Annotated in this window: 14 protein-coding genes; 8 read left to right on the plus strand and 6 right to left on the minus strand. The window is 73.7% G+C overall.

What is annotated here, in order from left to right; genetic code table 11:
- Positions 1-2,388: an FHA domain-containing protein gene (locus OG509_RS05910; RefSeq protein WP_406180716.1), complete on the minus strand. Its 2,388-nt coding sequence runs from the start codon at positions 2,386-2,388 to the stop codon at positions 1-3.
- 161 nt (positions 2,389-2,549) lie between these two features.
- Here OG509_RS05910 and OG509_RS05915 point away from each other — a divergent pair, with 161 nt between their 5' ends.
- The 5 genes from OG509_RS05915 to OG509_RS05935 all read left to right on the plus strand — a co-directional run bounded on the left by OG509_RS05915 (position 2,550) and on the right by OG509_RS05935 (position 7,865).
- Positions 2,550-3,617 (plus strand): cation diffusion facilitator family transporter, encoded by a 1,068-nt coding sequence (locus tag OG509_RS05915; RefSeq protein ID WP_406180718.1) that lies wholly within the window; start codon positions 2,550-2,552, stop codon positions 3,615-3,617.
- 30 nt (positions 3,618-3,647) lie between these two features.
- Positions 3,648-4,136, plus strand: a complete 489-nt coding sequence (locus OG509_RS05920; protein WP_406180720.1) for an NUDIX domain-containing protein — start codon at positions 3,648-3,650, stop codon at positions 4,134-4,136.
- 48 nt (positions 4,137-4,184) lie between these two features.
- Entirely contained in the window at positions 4,185-5,441 is a 1,257-nt protein-coding gene (locus OG509_RS05925) for a Tm-1-like ATP-binding domain-containing protein (protein WP_406180721.1), read from the plus strand.
- A gap of 184 nt (positions 5,442-5,625) precedes the next feature.
- Positions 5,626-7,245 (plus strand): serine/threonine-protein kinase, encoded by a 1,620-nt coding sequence (locus tag OG509_RS05930; RefSeq protein WP_406180723.1) that lies wholly within the window; start codon positions 5,626-5,628, stop codon positions 7,243-7,245.
- The gene (locus OG509_RS05935; protein WP_406180725.1) at positions 7,242-7,865 is read left to right on the plus strand and encodes a hypothetical protein; all 624 of its coding nucleotides are present in this window, start codon (positions 7,242-7,244) and stop codon (positions 7,863-7,865) included. Before OG509_RS05930 ends, OG509_RS05935 begins: the two co-directional genes overlap by 4 nt.
- Positions 7,866-7,886: 21 nt before the next feature.
- Here OG509_RS05935 and OG509_RS05940 read toward each other — a convergent pair whose 3' ends face one another.
- Positions 7,887-9,176, minus strand: a complete 1,290-nt coding sequence (locus tag OG509_RS05940; RefSeq protein ID WP_406180726.1) for an ATP-binding protein — start codon at positions 9,174-9,176, stop codon at positions 7,887-7,889.
- A 160-nt stretch (positions 9,177-9,336) separates the two neighbouring features.
- Here OG509_RS05940 and OG509_RS05945 point away from each other — a divergent pair, with 160 nt between their 5' ends.
- On the plus strand, positions 9,337-10,794 hold the full coding sequence (locus OG509_RS05945; RefSeq protein WP_406180728.1) for a hypothetical protein: 1,458 nt from the start codon (positions 9,337-9,339) through the stop codon (positions 10,792-10,794).
- A gap of 9 nt (positions 10,795-10,803) precedes the next feature.
- On the opposite strand, the gene OG509_RS05950 is transcribed toward OG509_RS05945, so the two are convergent.
- Entirely contained in the window at positions 10,804-11,628 is an 825-nt protein-coding gene (locus OG509_RS05950; protein ID WP_385573966.1) for an alpha/beta hydrolase, read from the minus strand.
- Between the two features lie 179 nt (positions 11,629-11,807).
- Here OG509_RS05950 and OG509_RS05955 point away from each other — a divergent pair, with 179 nt between their 5' ends.
- Positions 11,808-12,572 carry a trypsin-like serine peptidase gene (locus tag OG509_RS05955; protein ID WP_406180730.1) on the plus strand — a complete coding sequence of 255 codons (765 nt, stop codon included), beginning with the start codon at positions 11,808-11,810 and terminating at the stop codon, positions 12,570-12,572.
- Here OG509_RS05955 and OG509_RS05960 read toward each other — a convergent pair.
- From OG509_RS05960 to OG509_RS05970, 3 genes are all read right to left on the minus strand, one after another.
- Entirely contained in the window at positions 12,542-13,090 is a 549-nt protein-coding gene (locus OG509_RS05960; RefSeq protein ID WP_406180732.1) for an NUDIX hydrolase, read from the minus strand. The two genes, OG509_RS05955 and OG509_RS05960, sit on opposite strands and share 31 nt — an antisense overlap.
- A gap of 89 nt (positions 13,091-13,179) precedes the next feature.
- A complete protein-coding gene (gene lnt, locus OG509_RS05965; RefSeq protein ID WP_406180733.1) occupies positions 13,180-14,784 on the minus strand; it encodes an apolipoprotein N-acyltransferase in 1,605 nt (534 codons plus the stop codon).
- Between the two features lie 43 nt (positions 14,785-14,827).
- Positions 14,828-15,343 (minus strand): hypothetical protein, encoded by a 516-nt coding sequence (locus OG509_RS05970; protein ID WP_406180735.1) that lies wholly within the window; start codon positions 15,341-15,343, stop codon positions 14,828-14,830.
- A 237-nt stretch (positions 15,344-15,580) separates the two neighbouring features.
- On the opposite strand from OG509_RS05970, the gene OG509_RS05975 reads away from it, so the two are divergent.
- Entirely contained in the window at positions 15,581-16,498 is a 918-nt protein-coding gene (locus tag OG509_RS05975) for an ADP-ribosylglycohydrolase family protein (protein ID WP_406187479.1), read from the plus strand.
- Positions 16,499-16,522 lie beyond the last annotated feature (24 nt).

Consider the following 16,522-nt stretch of genomic DNA (forward strand, 5'->3'; position numbering starts at 1 on the left):
CTACTTCCGCATGATCGCGGGCTCGTGGCGGCGCAGCAGCCGCAGGACCAGCACCCCGAACAGGACGGACAGGGCGACGAGCATCCCCATGTCCAGCAGCCACACCCCGGCGCTGTGCGCGAAGAGCGGGTCGTCGGTGAGCTTCCCGGGCACGATCGCGCCGAGGTCGATGGTGCCGGCCATGGCGCCGAGCGCCCACCGGGAGGGCACCAGCCAGGCCAGCTGTCCGATCACCGGTACGCCGTCGAGCTGGAGCAGCGCCCCGCAGAAGACCACCTGGACGATGGCGAGGAGGACCAGCAGCGGCATGGTCACCTCCTCCTTGCGGACCAGGGCGGAGACCAGCAGGCCGAGCATCATCGCGGTGAAGGACAGCAGGGCGACGGCGAGGGTGATCTCGACGAGGGGCGGCATGAAGACGCCTTTGCCGCCGGGGGCGTTGGTGTCCACTCCGTACAGGCCGACCAGGGTCAGCACCACGGCCTGGGCGACGGTGATGGCGCCCAGCACCAGCACCTTGGACATCAGATAGGCGGATCTCGACAGGCCGACGGCCCGTTCCCGCTGGTAGATGACGCGCTCCTTGACCAGCTCGCGCACGGCGTTGGCGGCGCCGGTCAGCACGCCGCCCACGCACAGGATGAGCAGGGCATTGATCGCGGTCTCCGCGGTGAGGGTGCTGCCGGCGAGGGCCCTGGCCATGGCGCCCATGACGAACGGCAGCGCGATCATGATGGCGAGGAAGGTGCGGTCCGCGCTGAGCGCGGCGGCGTAGCGGCGCATCAGGGTGGAGAGCTGGGAGCCCCAGCTCTGCGCCTTGGGCGGCGGGGCGGCGAAGGCGGCCGCCGCGGACCGGTCCTGTGCCGACCGGGGCTGCCGCGCGGCGCTCTGTACGTACGTGCGGTGCTGCGGGGAGCTGCGGTACTCCCCCGCCCAGTCACGGTCCCGCTCGTTCTCGAAGGCTTCGAAGGCCTCGGGCCACTGGGCGAAGCCGAAGAAGGCGAGGGTCTCGTCGGGCGGCCCGAAGTACGCGATGCGCCCGCCCGGGGCGAGGACCAGCAGCCGGTCGCAGACGTCGAGGCTGAGCACGCTGTGGGTGACGACGATGACGGTGCGGCCGTCGTCGGCGAGACCGCGCAGCATGTGCATGACCGAGCGGTCCATGCCGGGGTCGAGCCCTGAGGTGGGTTCGTCCAGGAAGAGCAGGGAGGGCTTGGTCAGCAGTTCGAGGGCGACGGAGACGCGTTTGCGCTGGCCGCCGGAGAGGCTGTGGATGGGCTGGTCGGCGCGCTGTTCGAGGCCGAGTTCGCCGATCACCTCGTCGACGCGGGCCTGGCGTTCGGCCGGGGCGGTGTCCTGCGGGAAGCGCAGTTCGGCGGCGTAGGTGAGGGCGCGGCGGACGGTGAGCTGGGCGTGCAGGATGTCGTCCTGGGGGACGAGGCCGATGCGGCTGCGCAGTTCGGCGTAGTCGCGGTAGAGGTCACGCCCGTCGTAGAGGACCGTGCCGTGGTCGGCGGGGCGCAGTCCGGTGAGGGCGCCGAGCAGGGTGGACTTGCCGGCTCCGCTGGGGCCGACGACGGCGAGCAGGCATTTGGCGCCGACGGGGAAGGAGACGTCGTCGAGGAGGGTCTTGCGGCCGTGGTCGACGGCGACGGCGAGGTCCTGGACGTCGAGGGAGACCTCGCCGGTGTCGACGTACTCCTGGAGTTGGTCGCCGACGAGGCACAGGGCGGTGTGGCCGATGCCGATGATGTCGCCCTGGGTGACGGGGGCGCGGTCGGTGCGGGTGCCGTTGAGGAAGGTGCCGTTGTGGCTGCCGAGGTCGGCGATCTCGTACGTGCCGTCGGCGAGGGCCCGCAGTTCCGCGTGGCGGCGGGAGACGACGAGGTCGTCGATGACGAGGTCGTTGGCGGGGGCGCGACCGATGCGCACGGCGGTACGGGCGGGCAGCGGGCGCACGGTGGTGGGCCGGCGGAAGGTGCCGGTGAGGGACGGGTGGGACACCGAGGACGGACGGGAGCCGCCGGCCGGAACCGCCGAAGCGGCCGGGGCCGGGGCCGGGGCCGGGGCCGGGCCGAGCAGCAGGGCGCGCGGGCCGTCGGCTGCGCTGCCGAAGCGCAGCTCGCTGCCGGCGCCGACGTTCCAGGCGTGGATGCGGTGGCCGTCGGCCCAGGTGCCGTTGGTGCTGTCCTCGTCCTCCACGGTCCAGTGGTCGCCGTCGGGGCGCAGGATCGCGTGGTGCCAGGAGACGCGGGCGTCGTCGAGGCAGATCTCGCAGAGGGGGTCGCGGCCGACGTGGTATGTCCGGCCCGGGACCATCGCGGTGGTGCCGGCGTCGGTTTCCAGGACGAGCTCGGGCGCGGTCGGCACACCGGGGCGCTGGGCCATGTGCAGATTTTCCCACGATCCGCCCCACTCGGCAGGGATCTACATCACCGCAGGTCAGCGGCCTCTTATGGGTAATGACAACGGTCCCCGTTGCAGCCTTTGCCCATTGCGTCACGGTGCGCTTCACTTCACGCGTCGGAACCGAACACACGGGGGACGCCATGAGTGGGCACGACCACGCGCACGACGGCCACGCGCCGCACGACCACGGCCGCGATCAGGCCGCCGGCCACGATCACGGCGGGCACGGCGATCACGGCGGGCACGGCGGGCACAGCCACGGCGTCGCCGCGGACGCCGACCGCCGCTGGCTGGCCATCGCGCTCGGCCTCATCGGCACGTTCATGGCGGTCGAGGTCGTCATCGGCATCGTGGCCCAGTCGCTGGCCCTGATCTCCGACGCCGCCCACATGCTCACCGACGCCGTCTCGATCGTCCTCGCGCTGATCGCGATGCGGCTCGCGGCCCGCCCGGCGCGCGGCGGATTCACGTACGGCCTCAAGCGCGCGGAGATACTCTCCGCCCAGGCCAACGGGCTCACCCTGCTCCTGCTCGCGGTCTGGCTGGCGTACGAGGCGGTCCGGCGGCTGCTCGACCCGCCGCCCGTGGCGGGCGGGCTGGTCCTCGTGACGGCCCTCGCGGGCATCGTCGTGAACGTGGCCGCCGCCTGGTGCATCTCCAAGGCGAACCGCTCCTCGCTCGCCGTCGAGGGCGCCTACCAGCACATCCTGAACGACCTGTTCGCCTTCATCGGCACCGCAGTCGCCGGTCTGATCGTGCTCACCACGGGATTCGTCCAGGCCGACGCGATCGCCACGCTGGTGGTCGTGGTGCTGATGGTCCGGGCGGGCTACGGGCTGGTCCGCGACTCCGGCCGGATCTTCCTGGAGGCCGCCCCGGCCCACATGGACCCGGACGCGGTCGGCGACCGGCTCGTCGGACACCCGCCGGTGACCGAGGTGCACGACCTGCACATCTGGACCATCACCTCCGGGCAGGCGGCGCTGTCCGCGCACGTCCTGGTCGAACCGGCCGGCGACTGCCATGCCGTACGGCGCGACCTGGAGCGGCTGCTGGAGAAGGAGTACGGGATCACGCACACCACCCTCCAGGTGGACCACGTACAGGAGGCCCTGCTCACGGTCGGACGGCCGGGCGCGGACCCGGCCGACCCGCATTGCGCCGACGCGCACGGCCCGGTGCACCGGCAGGGCCCGCACGACCACTGAGGGGCCCGTTCGCGGGGCATATATGGACGCATGACACAGAAGCGCAGCGCCGGACTGCTCCTGTTCCGCCCGACCGCCGGGCCCGCCGGCTCCCCCGACGACGGCATCGAGGTGCTCCTCGGCCATATGGGCGGTCCGTTCTGGGAGCACAAGGACGACGGGTCCTGGGCCATCCCCAAGGGCGAGTACGAGGAGGACGAGGCGCCGATCGACGCGGCCCGGCGGGAGTTCACCGAGGAGATCGGCCTGCCGCCGCCGGAGGGCCCGTACCTCCCGCTGGGCGAGCTGCGGATCCCCGGCGGCAAGCTGGTGACGATCTGGGCGGTACGGGCGGACCTGGATCCGGCGCTGATGGTGCCCGGGACCTTCACGATGGAGTGGCCTCCGCACTCGGGCCGGACACAGGAGTTCCCCGAACTGGACCGGGTGGCCTGGTTCACTCCCCCGGTGGCCGAAACCAAGCTGATCGCCTCTCAAATCCCCTTCCTGGAGAGGCTGTTGGGGCTGCCGCGAGGTTGACCCGACCTTGACTTGCCAACAAACCCCACCCGCGTGGACATTGCACATATGACGAACGTCGTGCTGGTGGGAACCCTGGACACCAAGGGTGTCGAGTACGGCTGGCTGCGCGAGAGGCTGCTGCGCACCGGCGTCGAAGTGATCATGGTCGACACAGGAATCATGGGCGATCCCCGGGTGCCCGCGGACGTACCGCGCGAAGCGGTGGCCCGGGCAGCGGGAACGGAGCTGTCGGAACTACGTGCGGCCGCCGACCGGGGCGCGGCCGAGACGGCGATGGCCAAAGGTGCCGAGGCGACGCTGTTACGCCTGCACGCCGAGGGCCGGCTGCACGCGGCGCTCGCCATAGGCGGCAGCGGCGGCACCTCCATCGCCACCCGGGCCATGCGCGCGCTGCCGCTCGGCGTGCCGAAGCTGATGGTCTCGTCCATGGCGTCCGGGGACGTGGCCCCGTACGTCGGATCCTCGGACATCACGATGATGTACAGCGTGGTGGACATCGCGGGGATCAACAGCATCTCCGCGCCGGTCATGGCGAACGCGGTCGAGGCGGCCGCGGGGATGGCGAAGGCCTTCGAACGGGCCTCCCGGGAGCTGCGCCGCCCTGCCCGGCTGGGCGCCGGCTCCCGCCCGCTGATCGCCGCGAGCATGGCGGGCGTCACCACGACCGGTGTGGACGCCGCCCGCGAGAGACTGACCGAACTCGGCTACGAGGTACTGGTCTTCCACGTCAGCGGCACCGGCGGCCGCACCCTGGAGACCCTGGCCGGCCAGGGCATCTTCGCGGGCGTCCTCGACCTCACGCTCAGCGAGCTCGCCGACGACCTGTGCGGCGGCATCCTCACCGCCGGCCCCGACCGGCTCAGCGCCGCCGGGCGGGCCGGGATTCCGCAGGTGGTGAGCCTGGGGGCGCTGGACATGGTGAAGTTCGGCCCGCTGGAAACCCTGCCCGAACGGGCCCGCTACCGCCGGGTCCACGTACACAACCCGTCCATCACGGTGGTCCGTACGACCCCCGCCGAATGCGCGGAGCTCGGCCGCCGGGTCGCCGCCAAACTGCGCGCCGCGACCGGTCCCACGGCCGTCTGCATCCCGCTCCGCGGACTGTCCACGCTCGGCGCCCCTGGCGGCACCTACCATGACCCGGACGCGGACCGGGCCCTGTTCTCGACGCTGCGCGAGGGGCTGCGGGGCAGTTCCGCCCGGCTCTACGACTACGACACCCACATCAACGACCCGGACTTCGGGAGGGCGGCGGCCGACCGGCTGCACACCATGATCGGCGCGGAGCGGGCCGCGGCCTGACCCCCGGACGACCCGTGTACAGCCCCCGTAAAACCGCCCTGACCACCGTGTGAAATGCTCCGCGCGGTTGGGAACCGGCCGTGGCGGAAACCGTGTCCCTGGGTGTGCCCGCTCGCCACGAGCGGGCCCGGCGGACGGGGCCCGGTGAAGCCGCGGACGGGGACACGAGGGCGGGGACGGGGGCATGACGATGAAGAACGCGTGGACGGTGCCCGGCTATGCGCAGGTCCGGGAGCTCGGCTCGGGCGGCAGCGGCCGCGTGGTCCTCGCCGTCCACGAGGCCACGGGCACGCCGGTCGCGGTGAAGTACCTCAGCGACCGGCTGCGCGAGGACCCGGCGTTCGTCGCGGAGTTCCGGGCCGAGGCCCGCCTCCTCGGCGGCCTGGACACCCCGTACGTGGTCCGGTTGTACGAATACGTCGAGCACACCGAGGCGCCCGGCGGCGCCGCCATCGTCATGGAGCTGGTCGACGGGATCTCCCTGCGCGCCCTGCTGAAACAGGCCGGGCAGGCCGATCCCGAGGCCGCGCTGGTGCTGCTGAAGGGCTCGCTGCTGGGCCTGGCCGCGGCGCACCGGGCGGGCGTCGTCCACCGCGACTACAAGCCCGAGAACGTCCTGGTCTCCGCCGACGGCTCCTCGAAGCTGGTGGACTTCGGGATCGCGGCGCGCCGCGGTACGACGCCCGGGGTGGCCGGCACCCCGGCCTACATGGCCCCCGAGCAGTGGCAGGGCCGCCCGGCCTCGCCCGCGGCGGACGTGTACGCGGCGACGGCGACCTTCTTCGAGTGCCTGACCGGCCGCAAGCCGTTCGCGGGGGAGAACTTCGCGGAGCTCGCGGTCCAGCACATAGAGGCGCCCGTCCCGGAGACCGAGGCCCCGGAGCCGGTCCGCCCGCTGATCCGGCGGGGTCTGGCCAAGGCCCCGGAGGAGCGGCCGGAGAACGCCGAGGAGTTCGTGGCGGAGCTGGAGGGCGTGGCGCTCGCCGCGTACGGGGCCGACTGGGAGGAGCGCGGCCAGCGCAAGCTGGCGGCGCTGGCCGCGCTGCTGCCCCTGCTGTTCCCCTCCGCGGGCGCCCCGGCCGCGGGGACCACTGCGGTGGCGACGACCACGATCGCGGCGCCCTCGCGCTGGGCCCCGGGCCGGCGCGGGCTGATCGCGGGCGGCGCGGCCCTGGTCCTCGGGGTCCTGGCGGCGCTCACCTACAGCGCGGCCGGCGGGGAGGCCGGCGGGGCCGCGGCGCTGAACGCGTTCGCGACGTCGAGCGCGAGCCCGGGCGGTACGGGCCCCTCGCCGGCGCCGGGCCCGAGCGCGTCGGCGAGCCCCTCGCCGTCCGCTTCCCCGTCCCCCTCCCTCTCTCCGTCCGCGTCCGCGTCGCCCTCCTCCACTCCGAGCCCGAGCTACTCGCCGGTGGTGACGCCCACGGTCACGGCGCCGACGAGCGCTCCGCCCACCACTGCGCCGCCTTCGCCGAAGCCGACGGTGGTCGTCGGCGCGGTGTCCGTCACCGTCCGCCAGACGGGGAACTCCATCGGCCAGGCGACGGTGACCGTCGAGGCGAAGGGCACCGCGCCGGTGACGGTGGTGCTCGAATGGTTCACGGGTGACGTGGAGGGGAGGCTGGGCAAGCCGGACGGCTCCGCGGACGCCCTGACCTACCAGCCGGGCGCCGCCGCGCCACTCGTCAAGACCCACACCTTCTCCGGCACGGGCTGCTACTGGGGCGTGCGCGCCACCACCAAGCCCGCCGCCGGCAACGGTTCCTCGACCAGCCAGGTCTTCATCAGGCGGTGCACGATCTCATGAGCGACAGCGACAGCGACAGCGACGACGACTACAGCGCCACCGTCCTCGGCAGCCACTGGTTCAGCGGGCCGCAGCAGACCCGGCCCCAGCCGCAGGTGCCGCATCAGGAGGCCGTGCCCGACCGGGTCGAGGGCTCGGTCCTGAGGTTCGGCCCCGGGGTGACGGCCGCCATGCCGGCCCCCTTCCCCGTGGTCGCGGAACCGGCGCCGCCCCGCCGTCGGCGCGGGGAGTGGCGGCGGTACACCCTGGCCGCCGCGATCCTGCTCGTGGTGCTCGGGTACCTGGCCTGGCAGCGGTACGGACCCGCCCTCGAAGTACGGGACGTGACGGTCGCCACCGCCGACCCGCGGGGTCCCGGCTGCGACTCGACCGCCGATGTCGTGGCCGTCGTACGGACCAACGGGCGGCCGGGGACCCTCACGTACCGGTGGGTGCGCTCCGACGGCACGCAGTCGGAGCAACTCACCGAGCGGGTGCCGCGCGGGCGGAAGGAGGCCCGGCTGCACCTGCTGTGGACCTTCCAGGGCCGGGGCACGTACGGGGCCGAGGCGAAGCTCCAGCTGGTCTCGCCCGGGCAGCGCACCGCGGCGACGCGGTTCACGTACCGCTGCGCCGGCTAGCACCCCGACCGGACCGGGGTTTCAGAACCTGGCGTGGGCGGTGATGTCCGCCTCGAACTCCCCCGTCATCGCCGGGGTCACCGTCGGCCGGCACTGCGCGACCGCCGCCAGGTAGTCCTGTGTGGAGGCGCCGAGCTGGGCCGCCGCCGCTCCGCGCGCGCCCACCGCCTCCAGATCCCGCTCGAAGGACACCTGAGCCGCGATCCGCGCCGCGTGCTCGATGTCGGCCGGGGTGAACAGCTCACTCGCAGCCACCAGAGCCGCCACGTCCACGTCGGTGCGGCCCGCCGTGTAGCGGGACCAGATCGCGGCGCGCGCCCCGGCGTCCGGGGTGCCGATCGGGATCAGGTAGTCGAAGCGCCCGGGCCGCAGGAACGCCGGGTCCAGGGAACGGATGGAGTTGGTGGCGCACACCAGCAGCCGTTCGTCGCCCTCCCGGAATCCGGGGATCAGCTTCAGCAGCTCGTTGGTGACCCCGTGGATCCCGCCGGGCTGCGCGGGCTCGGTGCGTACGGGCGCGATCTCCTCCACCTCGTCGATGAAGACGAGGACCCGCTCCAGCTCGGCGATGCGGGCGAACGCGTCGCTCAGCGCGGTGGCCAGGTTGCCCTCGTCGGCGAGCCGGGAGGGCAGCAGCTCCACGAAGGGCCAGCCGAGCCGGGAGGCGATGGCCCGGGCGAAGGTGGTCTTGCCGGTGCCGGGCGGGCCGAAGAGGGTGATGGCGCGCGGCGGCCGCACCCCGTGCGCGGCGGCCCGCTCGGGCTCGGCGAGCGGGAGCACGACGCGCCGTTCTATGAGGTCCTTCTCGTGCTCCATTCCGGCGACCTTGGTCCACAGGTCATTGGGCAGGAAGCGGCCGCCGAGGTCGTCGAGGAGGCCGGCCGCCGGTCCGTGCAGCGGCTCGGTCTTCTCGAAGTAGGCGACGGCGGGCTGGCGCGTGTACCCCGCGTTGAGCAGGCCCTCGCCCAGCAGGTCCTCCTCGGGCAGGACGTACGCGATCCGCCCGACGCGGGCGGCGATCAGCCGCCGCTCCAGCTCGACGAGGAGGGCGCTGGCCAGGCCGCGGCCGCGCCAGCCTGCGGCGATCGCTATCCGCATGACCCAGGCCCGCTCGCCGGTGACGCAGGCGAGGGCCGCGCCGATCGGGACGCCCTGGTGGACGGCGACCACGCAGGGCTGCCGGTCGGTGAGGGCGCTGATGCACTCGGCGAGCGAGAAGACGGATTCCTGGCCGAGTTCGGCCGTGGTGTCGATCAGGTGGACGACAGCGGCGAGATCGCTCTCGCGGTAGTCGTGGATCAGCCAGTTCACCGGGTACCGCCCCTCGTTCGTGCTCCTGCGGCGAGGCTAGGGGCGGGCGGGCCCGGCGATCACGCTCCGCGGTGCACAACAGCCGGTCCGGAAGTCCTCCGCCGCGTCCATAGACTGGTGTCTTCCACCCGAACGCCAGACCGAGGATTCCAGCACCTTCATGCTTTGCCACATACCCGCGGCCAGACGCGGGCCCCTCGTCTGGCTGCTCCCCTTCCTGTGGACCGTCGCCCTCGGCCTGTGGGGGCTCTCGCGGCAGAACAGCGTGTGGCGGGACGAGGCGGCGACCTGGCAGGTGGCCGGGCGGTCGGCGGGCGAGATCGTGGACATGCTCGGCAACGTCGACGCCGTGCACGGGCTGTACTACCTGCTGATGCACGGGCTCTTCGAGCTCTTCGGGGCCGGTACGACCACGCTGCGGCTGCCGTCGGTCCTGGCGGTGGCGGCCGCAGCGGCGTGCGTGGCCGTGATCGGGCGGCGACTGGCCGGGTTCTGGGCGGGGCTGGGCGGCGGGCTGGCGCTCGGGCTGCTGCCGGCCGTGCAGTTCTACCTCCAGGAGGGCAGGCCGTACGCGCTGGTCGCGGCCGGTGCCGGGCTCTCCACGCTGCTGCTGGTGTCACTGCTGTCCGCGCCGCCGGGGCCCGGGCGGCGGGCCTGGCCGCGGTGGACGGCGTACGCGGTCACGGTGCTGGTGTGCGCGCTGCTGAACTGGCTGTCGCTGCTGGTCCTGCCCGCGCACGCGGCGACGCTGTGGTGGGTGCGGGCCGGGCGCGGTGCGTGGCTGCGCTGGGCGGCGTACGGGGCCTGCGCGGTCGCGGGGGCGCTGCCGCTGGTGCTGTTCAGCCGGAGCCAGTCCGACCAGGTGTCCTGGATACCGCCGCTGACCTGGCACATGATGATCGGCCCGGCGATCCTGCTGACGCTCGGGGGTGTCTGCGCCCTGGCGGACCGGCCGCGCGCGGGCCGGCTGTCGGCGACGGCCGTGGGGCTGCCGCTGCTGGCGGTCCCGCAGCTCGGCCTGATCGGGATCTCCCTGGTCCAGCCGCTGTTCCTGGACCGGTACGTGCTGTTCAGCATGGTGGGTCTGGCCCTGCTGATCGGGGCGGGGCTGGGGGCGGCCGTACGGGCCGCCCGGCCCCTGTTTCCGAGGGGAGCCGGTCTGCTCGTGCCGGGTGCGGTCGGGATCTCGGTGCTGGCGCTGCTGCCGGTGGAGCTGGGCAAGCGGGCTCCGGCCAGCCGGGTCGACGACGTACTGGCGGTGGCCGGGGAGGTGGCCCGCCTGGGGCGGCCCGGGGACGCGGTGCTGTTCGTACCGGCTGCCCGGCGGGACACGGCACTGGTCTCGCCGGGGGCGTTCGCGGGGCTGGCGGACGTGGCCCTGGAGCGCAGTCCCGTGGCCTCGGCCACCCTCAAGGGCGAGGAGGCGGATCCGGCGCGGATCCGGGAGGCGCTGCTCCGGCAGTCGCGGGTGCTGCTGGTGACGGACGCGGCGAAGGTGGCGAAACCTTCGGGGGCCGCCCGGGACGCGGCGAAGGCGGCGGTGCTGAAGGAGCGCTTCACGGTGGTGGAGGACCGCCAGGTCCGGGGCCGCCGGGTGACGGTGTACGAGCGCCGGTAGGGAGTGTTCTCACGCGGCCCGGGGGTGGGCCGCCTCGGTGTGGGAGTCCAGCCAGGACAGCGAGGCGCGGGCCAGGTCCGGCCAGCCGTGGTCGACGGTCAGGGAGTGGCCGCGGTCCTCGAAGCACTGGTACTCGGTCGTCGCGTGCGAGTGGCGGTACTGCTTGTAGGTCGAGCGGGTCAGCAGGTCCGGGACGGTGTGGTCGAGCCTGCCGGACAGCAGGAGCAGCGGACCGCGGGTCTCGTTGCCGGTGTCGACCTCGGCCGGGGAGTGCGGGGTGAAGTTCCCGAGCGCGAGCTGGAACAGCGGACGGGCGCTGCTCGGGATGGTCCACTCGTCGTACAGCTCCTCGGACTCCTCCTCGGAGACGGCGTTGGCGAAGCCGTAGCGGAACTGCTCGCGGTTGAGCGAGACCGACCGGCGGGTGTTGCCCGGGTTGTGCAGGACGGCGAACGTCGACTTGGCCTGGGCCGGGGCGATGGCCTTGACGCCCTTGATCTGTCCGGGGCAGATGGCGACGGCGGCCTCGGCGAGGCCCTGGCCGAGCAGGTGCTGTGCGATGAACCCGCCGACCGAGTGCCCGACGAGGACGGGCCGGGCGGGCAGGTCGCGGATGACCTTGGCGTGCGCGTCGGAGATCTCGACGAGTCCGACCCCGGCCTGGTCGTCGGGCCGGCGGCGGGCTTCGGCGACGGTGTCCGGGACCCCGGGCCACTCCGGCAGGACGGGCTCGTACCCGGCTTCGCGGAAGGCGTCGGCCCACCCCTCCCAGCTCGTGGAATGCAGCCAGAGGCCGTGGATGAACACCACGGGCGTGCGGTGCTGTGCGGTCATGGCGGGACACCTCCTGGACCCCCCTGCCGCCTCTGCCAGTCTCGCCCGCGCGGCGCACGACCGCCTGCGGAGCCCGAAACCACGGCACGAGCAGGGAGCGCCGATTCACAGGACATTCATATGGAATACCGGGCTCCGGGCATAGCTTCAGCGGGGAGGCTCGGGGCATGATCCCGCGCATGCTTCCCCGACCGGCCCACGGCCCCCGCGCCCGGCGGACGTCACGGATCCTGCTCGCGCTGGCCGCGATGGCCACGCTGCTGAGCGTGGACCTGCCCGACGCGGCGGCCGTGCCGCCCCTGGGGGTCACCGCCGAAGCCGGGTCCGACCCGACGGCGAACCGGGTCGGCGCCCTGTTCGCGGGCTCCCTCGACGGCGGGCACTTCTGCACCGCGGCCGTGGTGCACAGCGACGACCGCGATGTGATCGCCACGGCCGCGCACTGCCTGGACAACCCGGACACCACCGTGTTCGCGCCGGGCTACCGGGACGGCAAGGCCCCGTACGGCGTGTGGAGGCTGACGGGCGTGTCCGTCGCCCCGACCTGGACGGACGGGAGGGACCCGGACGCGGACGTCGCCTTCGCGACGGTCGCCCCGGCGGACGGCGGCACGGCGCGCATCGAGGACGCGGTGGGCGGCTTCCCGGTGGCCACCGAGCAGCCGGACGACGTGACGGTGACGATCCTCGGCTACCCCAGCGACGACGAGGCCGCGCTGCGCTGCGCGAACACCACGAGCCTGTTCTCCGAGACCCAGCGCCGGATCGACTGCCCGGACCTCAGCGGCGGCACGAGCGGCAGCCCCTGGCTGGCGGACGGCGCCCTGGCCGGCGTCCTCGGCGGCTACGAGGGCGGCGGCACGGTCCCGGAGGTCTCGTACAGCGCCGTCATGGACGACCAGGCACTGGAGCTCTACCGCGAGGCGGCCGTCTCCGCCGGCTGAGCCTCAGTACCGCCTTCGGGCACTCGGCGCTGCTCCGCCCGGACCCCGGCGACCGGGGCGAACCAGGTCGGGTCCTCGCGCTGGGCGCGGTGGATGCGGTCCACCGCGAAGGGTTCCAGCGGGGGCAGGGCGTCCACCTCGAACCAGGCCACCTCCAGCGACTCGCCGTCGTTGACGCGGGCCTCGCCGCCGGTGGCGCGGCAGCGGAAGGTGATGTCCTGGAACTGGCAGACGTCGCCGTTCGGGTACGTGATCGGCTCCAGCATCTGGACCAGCACCACCCGCTCCGGGACGCAAGTCACCGCCGTCTCCTCGTACACCTCGCGCACCGCCGTCTGCGCGGGCTGCTCCCCCGGCTCCGCGATCCCGCCGACCACGGACCAGTGGCCGGTGTCGGAGCGGCGGCCGAGCAGCACCCTCCCCTCGTCGTCGAAGACGATGGCGGTGACCCCGGGCAGCAGGAGCAGCTGGTTCCCGGCGGAGGCGCGGATCTGGCGGATGAACTCGGGTGTGGTCATCCTCCGACCCTACGAGGCCGCGCGCACCGACCGGCGCGGGGAGGGGCGGTGCGGGGCGGGGCGGGGCGGGGCGGTCCCCCGGGTCCGCCTCAGGCCGCCGTCCGGCGGGACCGGACCCGGCGGGCGAGGGTCCAGCCGAGGCCGCCCGCGGCGACCAGGAGCAGCAGGTACTCCGGCAGCGGGCCGTAGCGGGTGGCCGGGGTCTGCGTGGAGCGCAGCGGGATCTCTGCGACGAGCGCATCGGCCGTGAACATCTTCGTCTGCCGGACGATCTCCCCGTCGGGGCGGATCACGGCGCTGACACCGCTGGTGACGGGCACGAGCACGGTCCGGCTGTGCTCGACCGCGCGCACCCGGTCCATCGCGAGCTGCTGGTACGTCATCTGCGAGCGGCCGAACGTGGCGTTGTTGCTCGGTACGGCGATCACCTGCGCACCGTCCTGGACCGTGGAGCGCACGGCGTCGTCGAAGGCCGCCTCGAAGCAGGTGACCATGCCGACCGCGCTGCCCGCCATGGCGAAGACGCCCGGCTCCTTGCCGGGGCCGAAGTCGCGCTGCACCCGGTCCACGTCCGAGCTGAAGAGCCGGACGAAGGACCGCATCGGGATGCGCTCGCCGAAGGGCTGGATCTTGCGCTTGTCGTACGTGTCGACGGGCCCCTTGACCGGGTCCCACAAGATCATCGTGTTGCGCAGCGGCCCGGTCTCCGGGGCCAGCACGGAGCCGATCGCCACCGGCACGCCGATCGCCTTGACCGCGTTGTCGATGACCTCGTACGCGTCGGGCTGGGTGTACGGGTCGATGTCGGAGGAGTTCTCCGGCCAGACCACGAAGTCGGGCTTCGGGACCCGGCCGGCCCTGACGTCCGCGGCGAGCTGGAGCGTGCGGTTGGCGTGGTTGTCGAGGACCGCGCGGCGCTGGGCGTTGAAGTCGAACCCGGCGCGCGGGACGTTGCCCTGGACGACGGCGGCCACCGCCGTGCCCTCCTCGGCGGCGTCCGAGACCAGCGGCCGGGCGGCCAGGGCCCCGGCGAGCGGGGCGGCCACGGCGGTCGCGGCGAGCAGCGCGGCGGTGGCCCGCCGGGTGTCGATGCCGACGCGCAGCGCCTCGTAGAGCCCGAATCCGCACAGGGCCACGGCGAACGAGAGCAGCGGGGTGCCGCCGAGGGCGGCGAGCGGGAGGAAGACGCCGTCGGCCTGGCCGAAGGCGAGCTTGCCCCAGGGGAAGCCGCCGAACGGGGCCCGGGCGCGCAGCGCCTCGCCGGCGATCCAGACGGCCGCGCCCCACAGGGGCCAGGCGGGGAGCCGGCTGACGAGGGCGATCCCTAGGCCGGTGAGGCCGATCAGGAGGGCTTCGACGGTGGCGAGGGCCAGCCACGGGACCGGGCCGACGCCCTCGCTGGTCCAGATGAGCAGCGGCAGCAGGAAGCCCAGGCCGTGCAGGAAGCCGAGGCCGAAGCCGGCGCGGGCACGGCGGCCGCGGAGGCAGGCGCCGAGCAGGGCGAGGGCGAAGGGGGCCAGCCACCACAGCGGGCGGGGCGGGAAGCTCAGGTAGAGCAGCACGCCGGAGCCGACGGCGAGGGCGGCGCGCACCGGCCAGGCGGTCGCCCACCGTCGGGGGGACGCGGCCGGGGTTGCGGGTTCCGCTTCTCCGTCGACACCGGGTCCGGGCTCTGCGGTGACACTGCTGCTCATCTGCCGGAGTGTACGTGCCCGCCCGCGGGCAGCGGGAGAACCGTCAGTGGGCAAGTGCGCGCAGGTGGGTGCGGATGACGCGGACCGCGTTCTCGGCGTCGTCGACGGTGACGGTGAACACCTTGCCGTCGCCGAGCCGCAGCTCCACTCCCTCGCCGCGCCGGACGATCACGGCGGTTCCCCTTTCGGGCCGCCAGCGGTAGCCCCAGCCGCCCCACTGCTGGGGGGTGATCCGGGGAACGAACTCGGCGGAGGCCACCTCCGCGAGCCGGATCTTGCGGCGCGGCAGCCCGATGTGGCCGCAGCGGACCTCCATGGCCTCCGCGTCGACGGTGACGGCGACGTAGACGAAGGCGAGCGTGCCGTAGAGGATCAGCAGTCCGACGGCGAGGCAGCCGATCACGGACATCAGCAGCGGGACGATGCCGGAGGTCCAGTTCGAGTCGACGGCCAGCCCGACGCCGAGCGCGAGGCAGGCCGCGCCGGCCGCGGCGAACAGCCATTGCACCCGGTTGGAGGCCCGTCCCGTCCACAGCGGACCCGGGGGGTGAACCGTCATGTGTAGCAGCGTACTCACGTTCCGCATGTGCGGCACCGCCTCCGGACCACTCGGCGCGGACGCGTCGCACGCGTCGGAGCGCCGTCGTATGCGCGCCTGCCCGACCTGAACCTCAAGTAAACCTGAGGTGCTCCGGTCGCCCAGGTGACCGCTCACGACCACCCCGAGGGCGGGGTGATGCTTGCGCACGCGGTGTACTGGCCTGAGCACGCCCCGAACCGCCGAGGAGGAATTGTGATCGCTCGACTCGACCGCGCCGTGGGCGCCGTTCTGGGCTCGGCCGTCGGCGACGCCCTCGGCGCGCCCTACGAGTTCGGCCCCGCCGGGGAACTGACCGCGCGCGGCCGGGAGATGCGCGGGGGCGGCGGCTGGGATCCGGGCGAGGCGACCGACGACACGCAGATGGCGGTCCTGGTCGGCGAGTCCCTCCTGGAGCACGGCGGGCTCGAACTCCCCGACGTCTTCGGGCGGTTCCAGCGCTGGGCGGCCGCCGAGCCCAAGGACATCGGCCTCCAGACGGAGGACGTGCTGACGAGCGGCGACGCCTGGGACCTGGCCGCCGCACTGCACTTCCAGATCAACGCGCGGGCGGCGGGCAACGGTTCCCTGATGCGGGCCTCCACCTCGGCCGTGTACTTCGCCGCCGAGGGGCGGGCGGGGACGATGGACGCCGCCCGGCGGATCGCGGCCCTGACGCACGGCGACCGGGCCGCCTGGGAGGGTACGGCCGTACTGCACGAGCTCGTACGGGTGATGCTCGACGGGGGCGATCCGCTGGCCGCGCTCCCCGAGGTGCTCGACGCGGTGCACCCGGAGCACCGCGGCCGGTACGCGGTCGTCCTCGGCCCCGACTGGCATCCGGGACTGGCCACCGAGTTCAACGGAGCGGTGTGGCCCTGCCTGGGCTCCGCGGTGTGGGCGCTGCGGACGACCACCGGGTTCGCCGGGGCCGTACGGGCAGCCGTGGACCTGGGCGGGGACACCGACACGGTGGCGGCGGTCACCGGCACCCTCGCCGGGGCCCGCTACGGCCAGGCGGCGATCCCGCCGGAGTGGACGGCTCCGCTGCACGTACCACTGCCCGGGTTCGGGGACCGGGTGCTGGACGCGGACGGGCTGCGCGCACTCGCTCGGTCGCTGGCGGGCCGGACGTAGCGCCAGGGGGTGTCCGCAAAGTCC

It is taken from the genome of Streptomyces sp. NBC_01006 (genome assembly GCF_045162725.1).
In the GTDB taxonomy this organism is placed as follows: Bacteria; Actinomycetota; Actinomycetes; order Streptomycetales; family Streptomycetaceae; genus Streptomyces.

Coding starts and splice junctions, on each gene's coding strand:
- OG509_RS05910 (WP_406180716.1), bottom strand. CDS start 2,388: ATGGCCCAGCGCCCCGGTGTGCCGACCGCGCCCGAGCTCGTCCTGGAA.
- OG509_RS05915 (WP_406180718.1), top strand. CDS start 2,550: ATGAGTGGGCACGACCACGCGCACGACGGCCACGCGCCGCACGACCAC.
- OG509_RS05920 (WP_406180720.1), top strand. CDS start 3,648: ATGACACAGAAGCGCAGCGCCGGACTGCTCCTGTTCCGCCCGACCGCC.
- OG509_RS05925 (WP_406180721.1), top strand. CDS start 4,185: ATGACGAACGTCGTGCTGGTGGGAACCCTGGACACCAAGGGTGTCGAG.
- OG509_RS05930 (WP_406180723.1), top strand. CDS start 5,626: ATGACGATGAAGAACGCGTGGACGGTGCCCGGCTATGCGCAGGTCCGG.
- OG509_RS05935 (WP_406180725.1), top strand. CDS start 7,242: ATGAGCGACAGCGACAGCGACAGCGACGACGACTACAGCGCCACCGTC.
- OG509_RS05945 (WP_406180728.1), top strand. CDS start 9,337: ATGCTTTGCCACATACCCGCGGCCAGACGCGGGCCCCTCGTCTGGCTG.
- OG509_RS05950 (WP_385573966.1), bottom strand. CDS start 11,628: ATGACCGCACAGCACCGCACGCCCGTGGTGTTCATCCACGGCCTCTGG.
- OG509_RS05955 (WP_406180730.1), top strand. CDS start 11,808: ATGCTTCCCCGACCGGCCCACGGCCCCCGCGCCCGGCGGACGTCACGG.
- OG509_RS05960 (WP_406180732.1), bottom strand. CDS start 13,090: ATGACCACACCCGAGTTCATCCGCCAGATCCGCGCCTCCGCCGGGAAC.
- lnt (WP_406180733.1), bottom strand. CDS start 14,784: ATGAGCAGCAGTGTCACCGCAGAGCCCGGACCCGGTGTCGACGGAGAA.
- OG509_RS05970 (WP_406180735.1), bottom strand. CDS start 15,343: ATGACGGTTCACCCCCCGGGTCCGCTGTGGACGGGACGGGCCTCCAAC.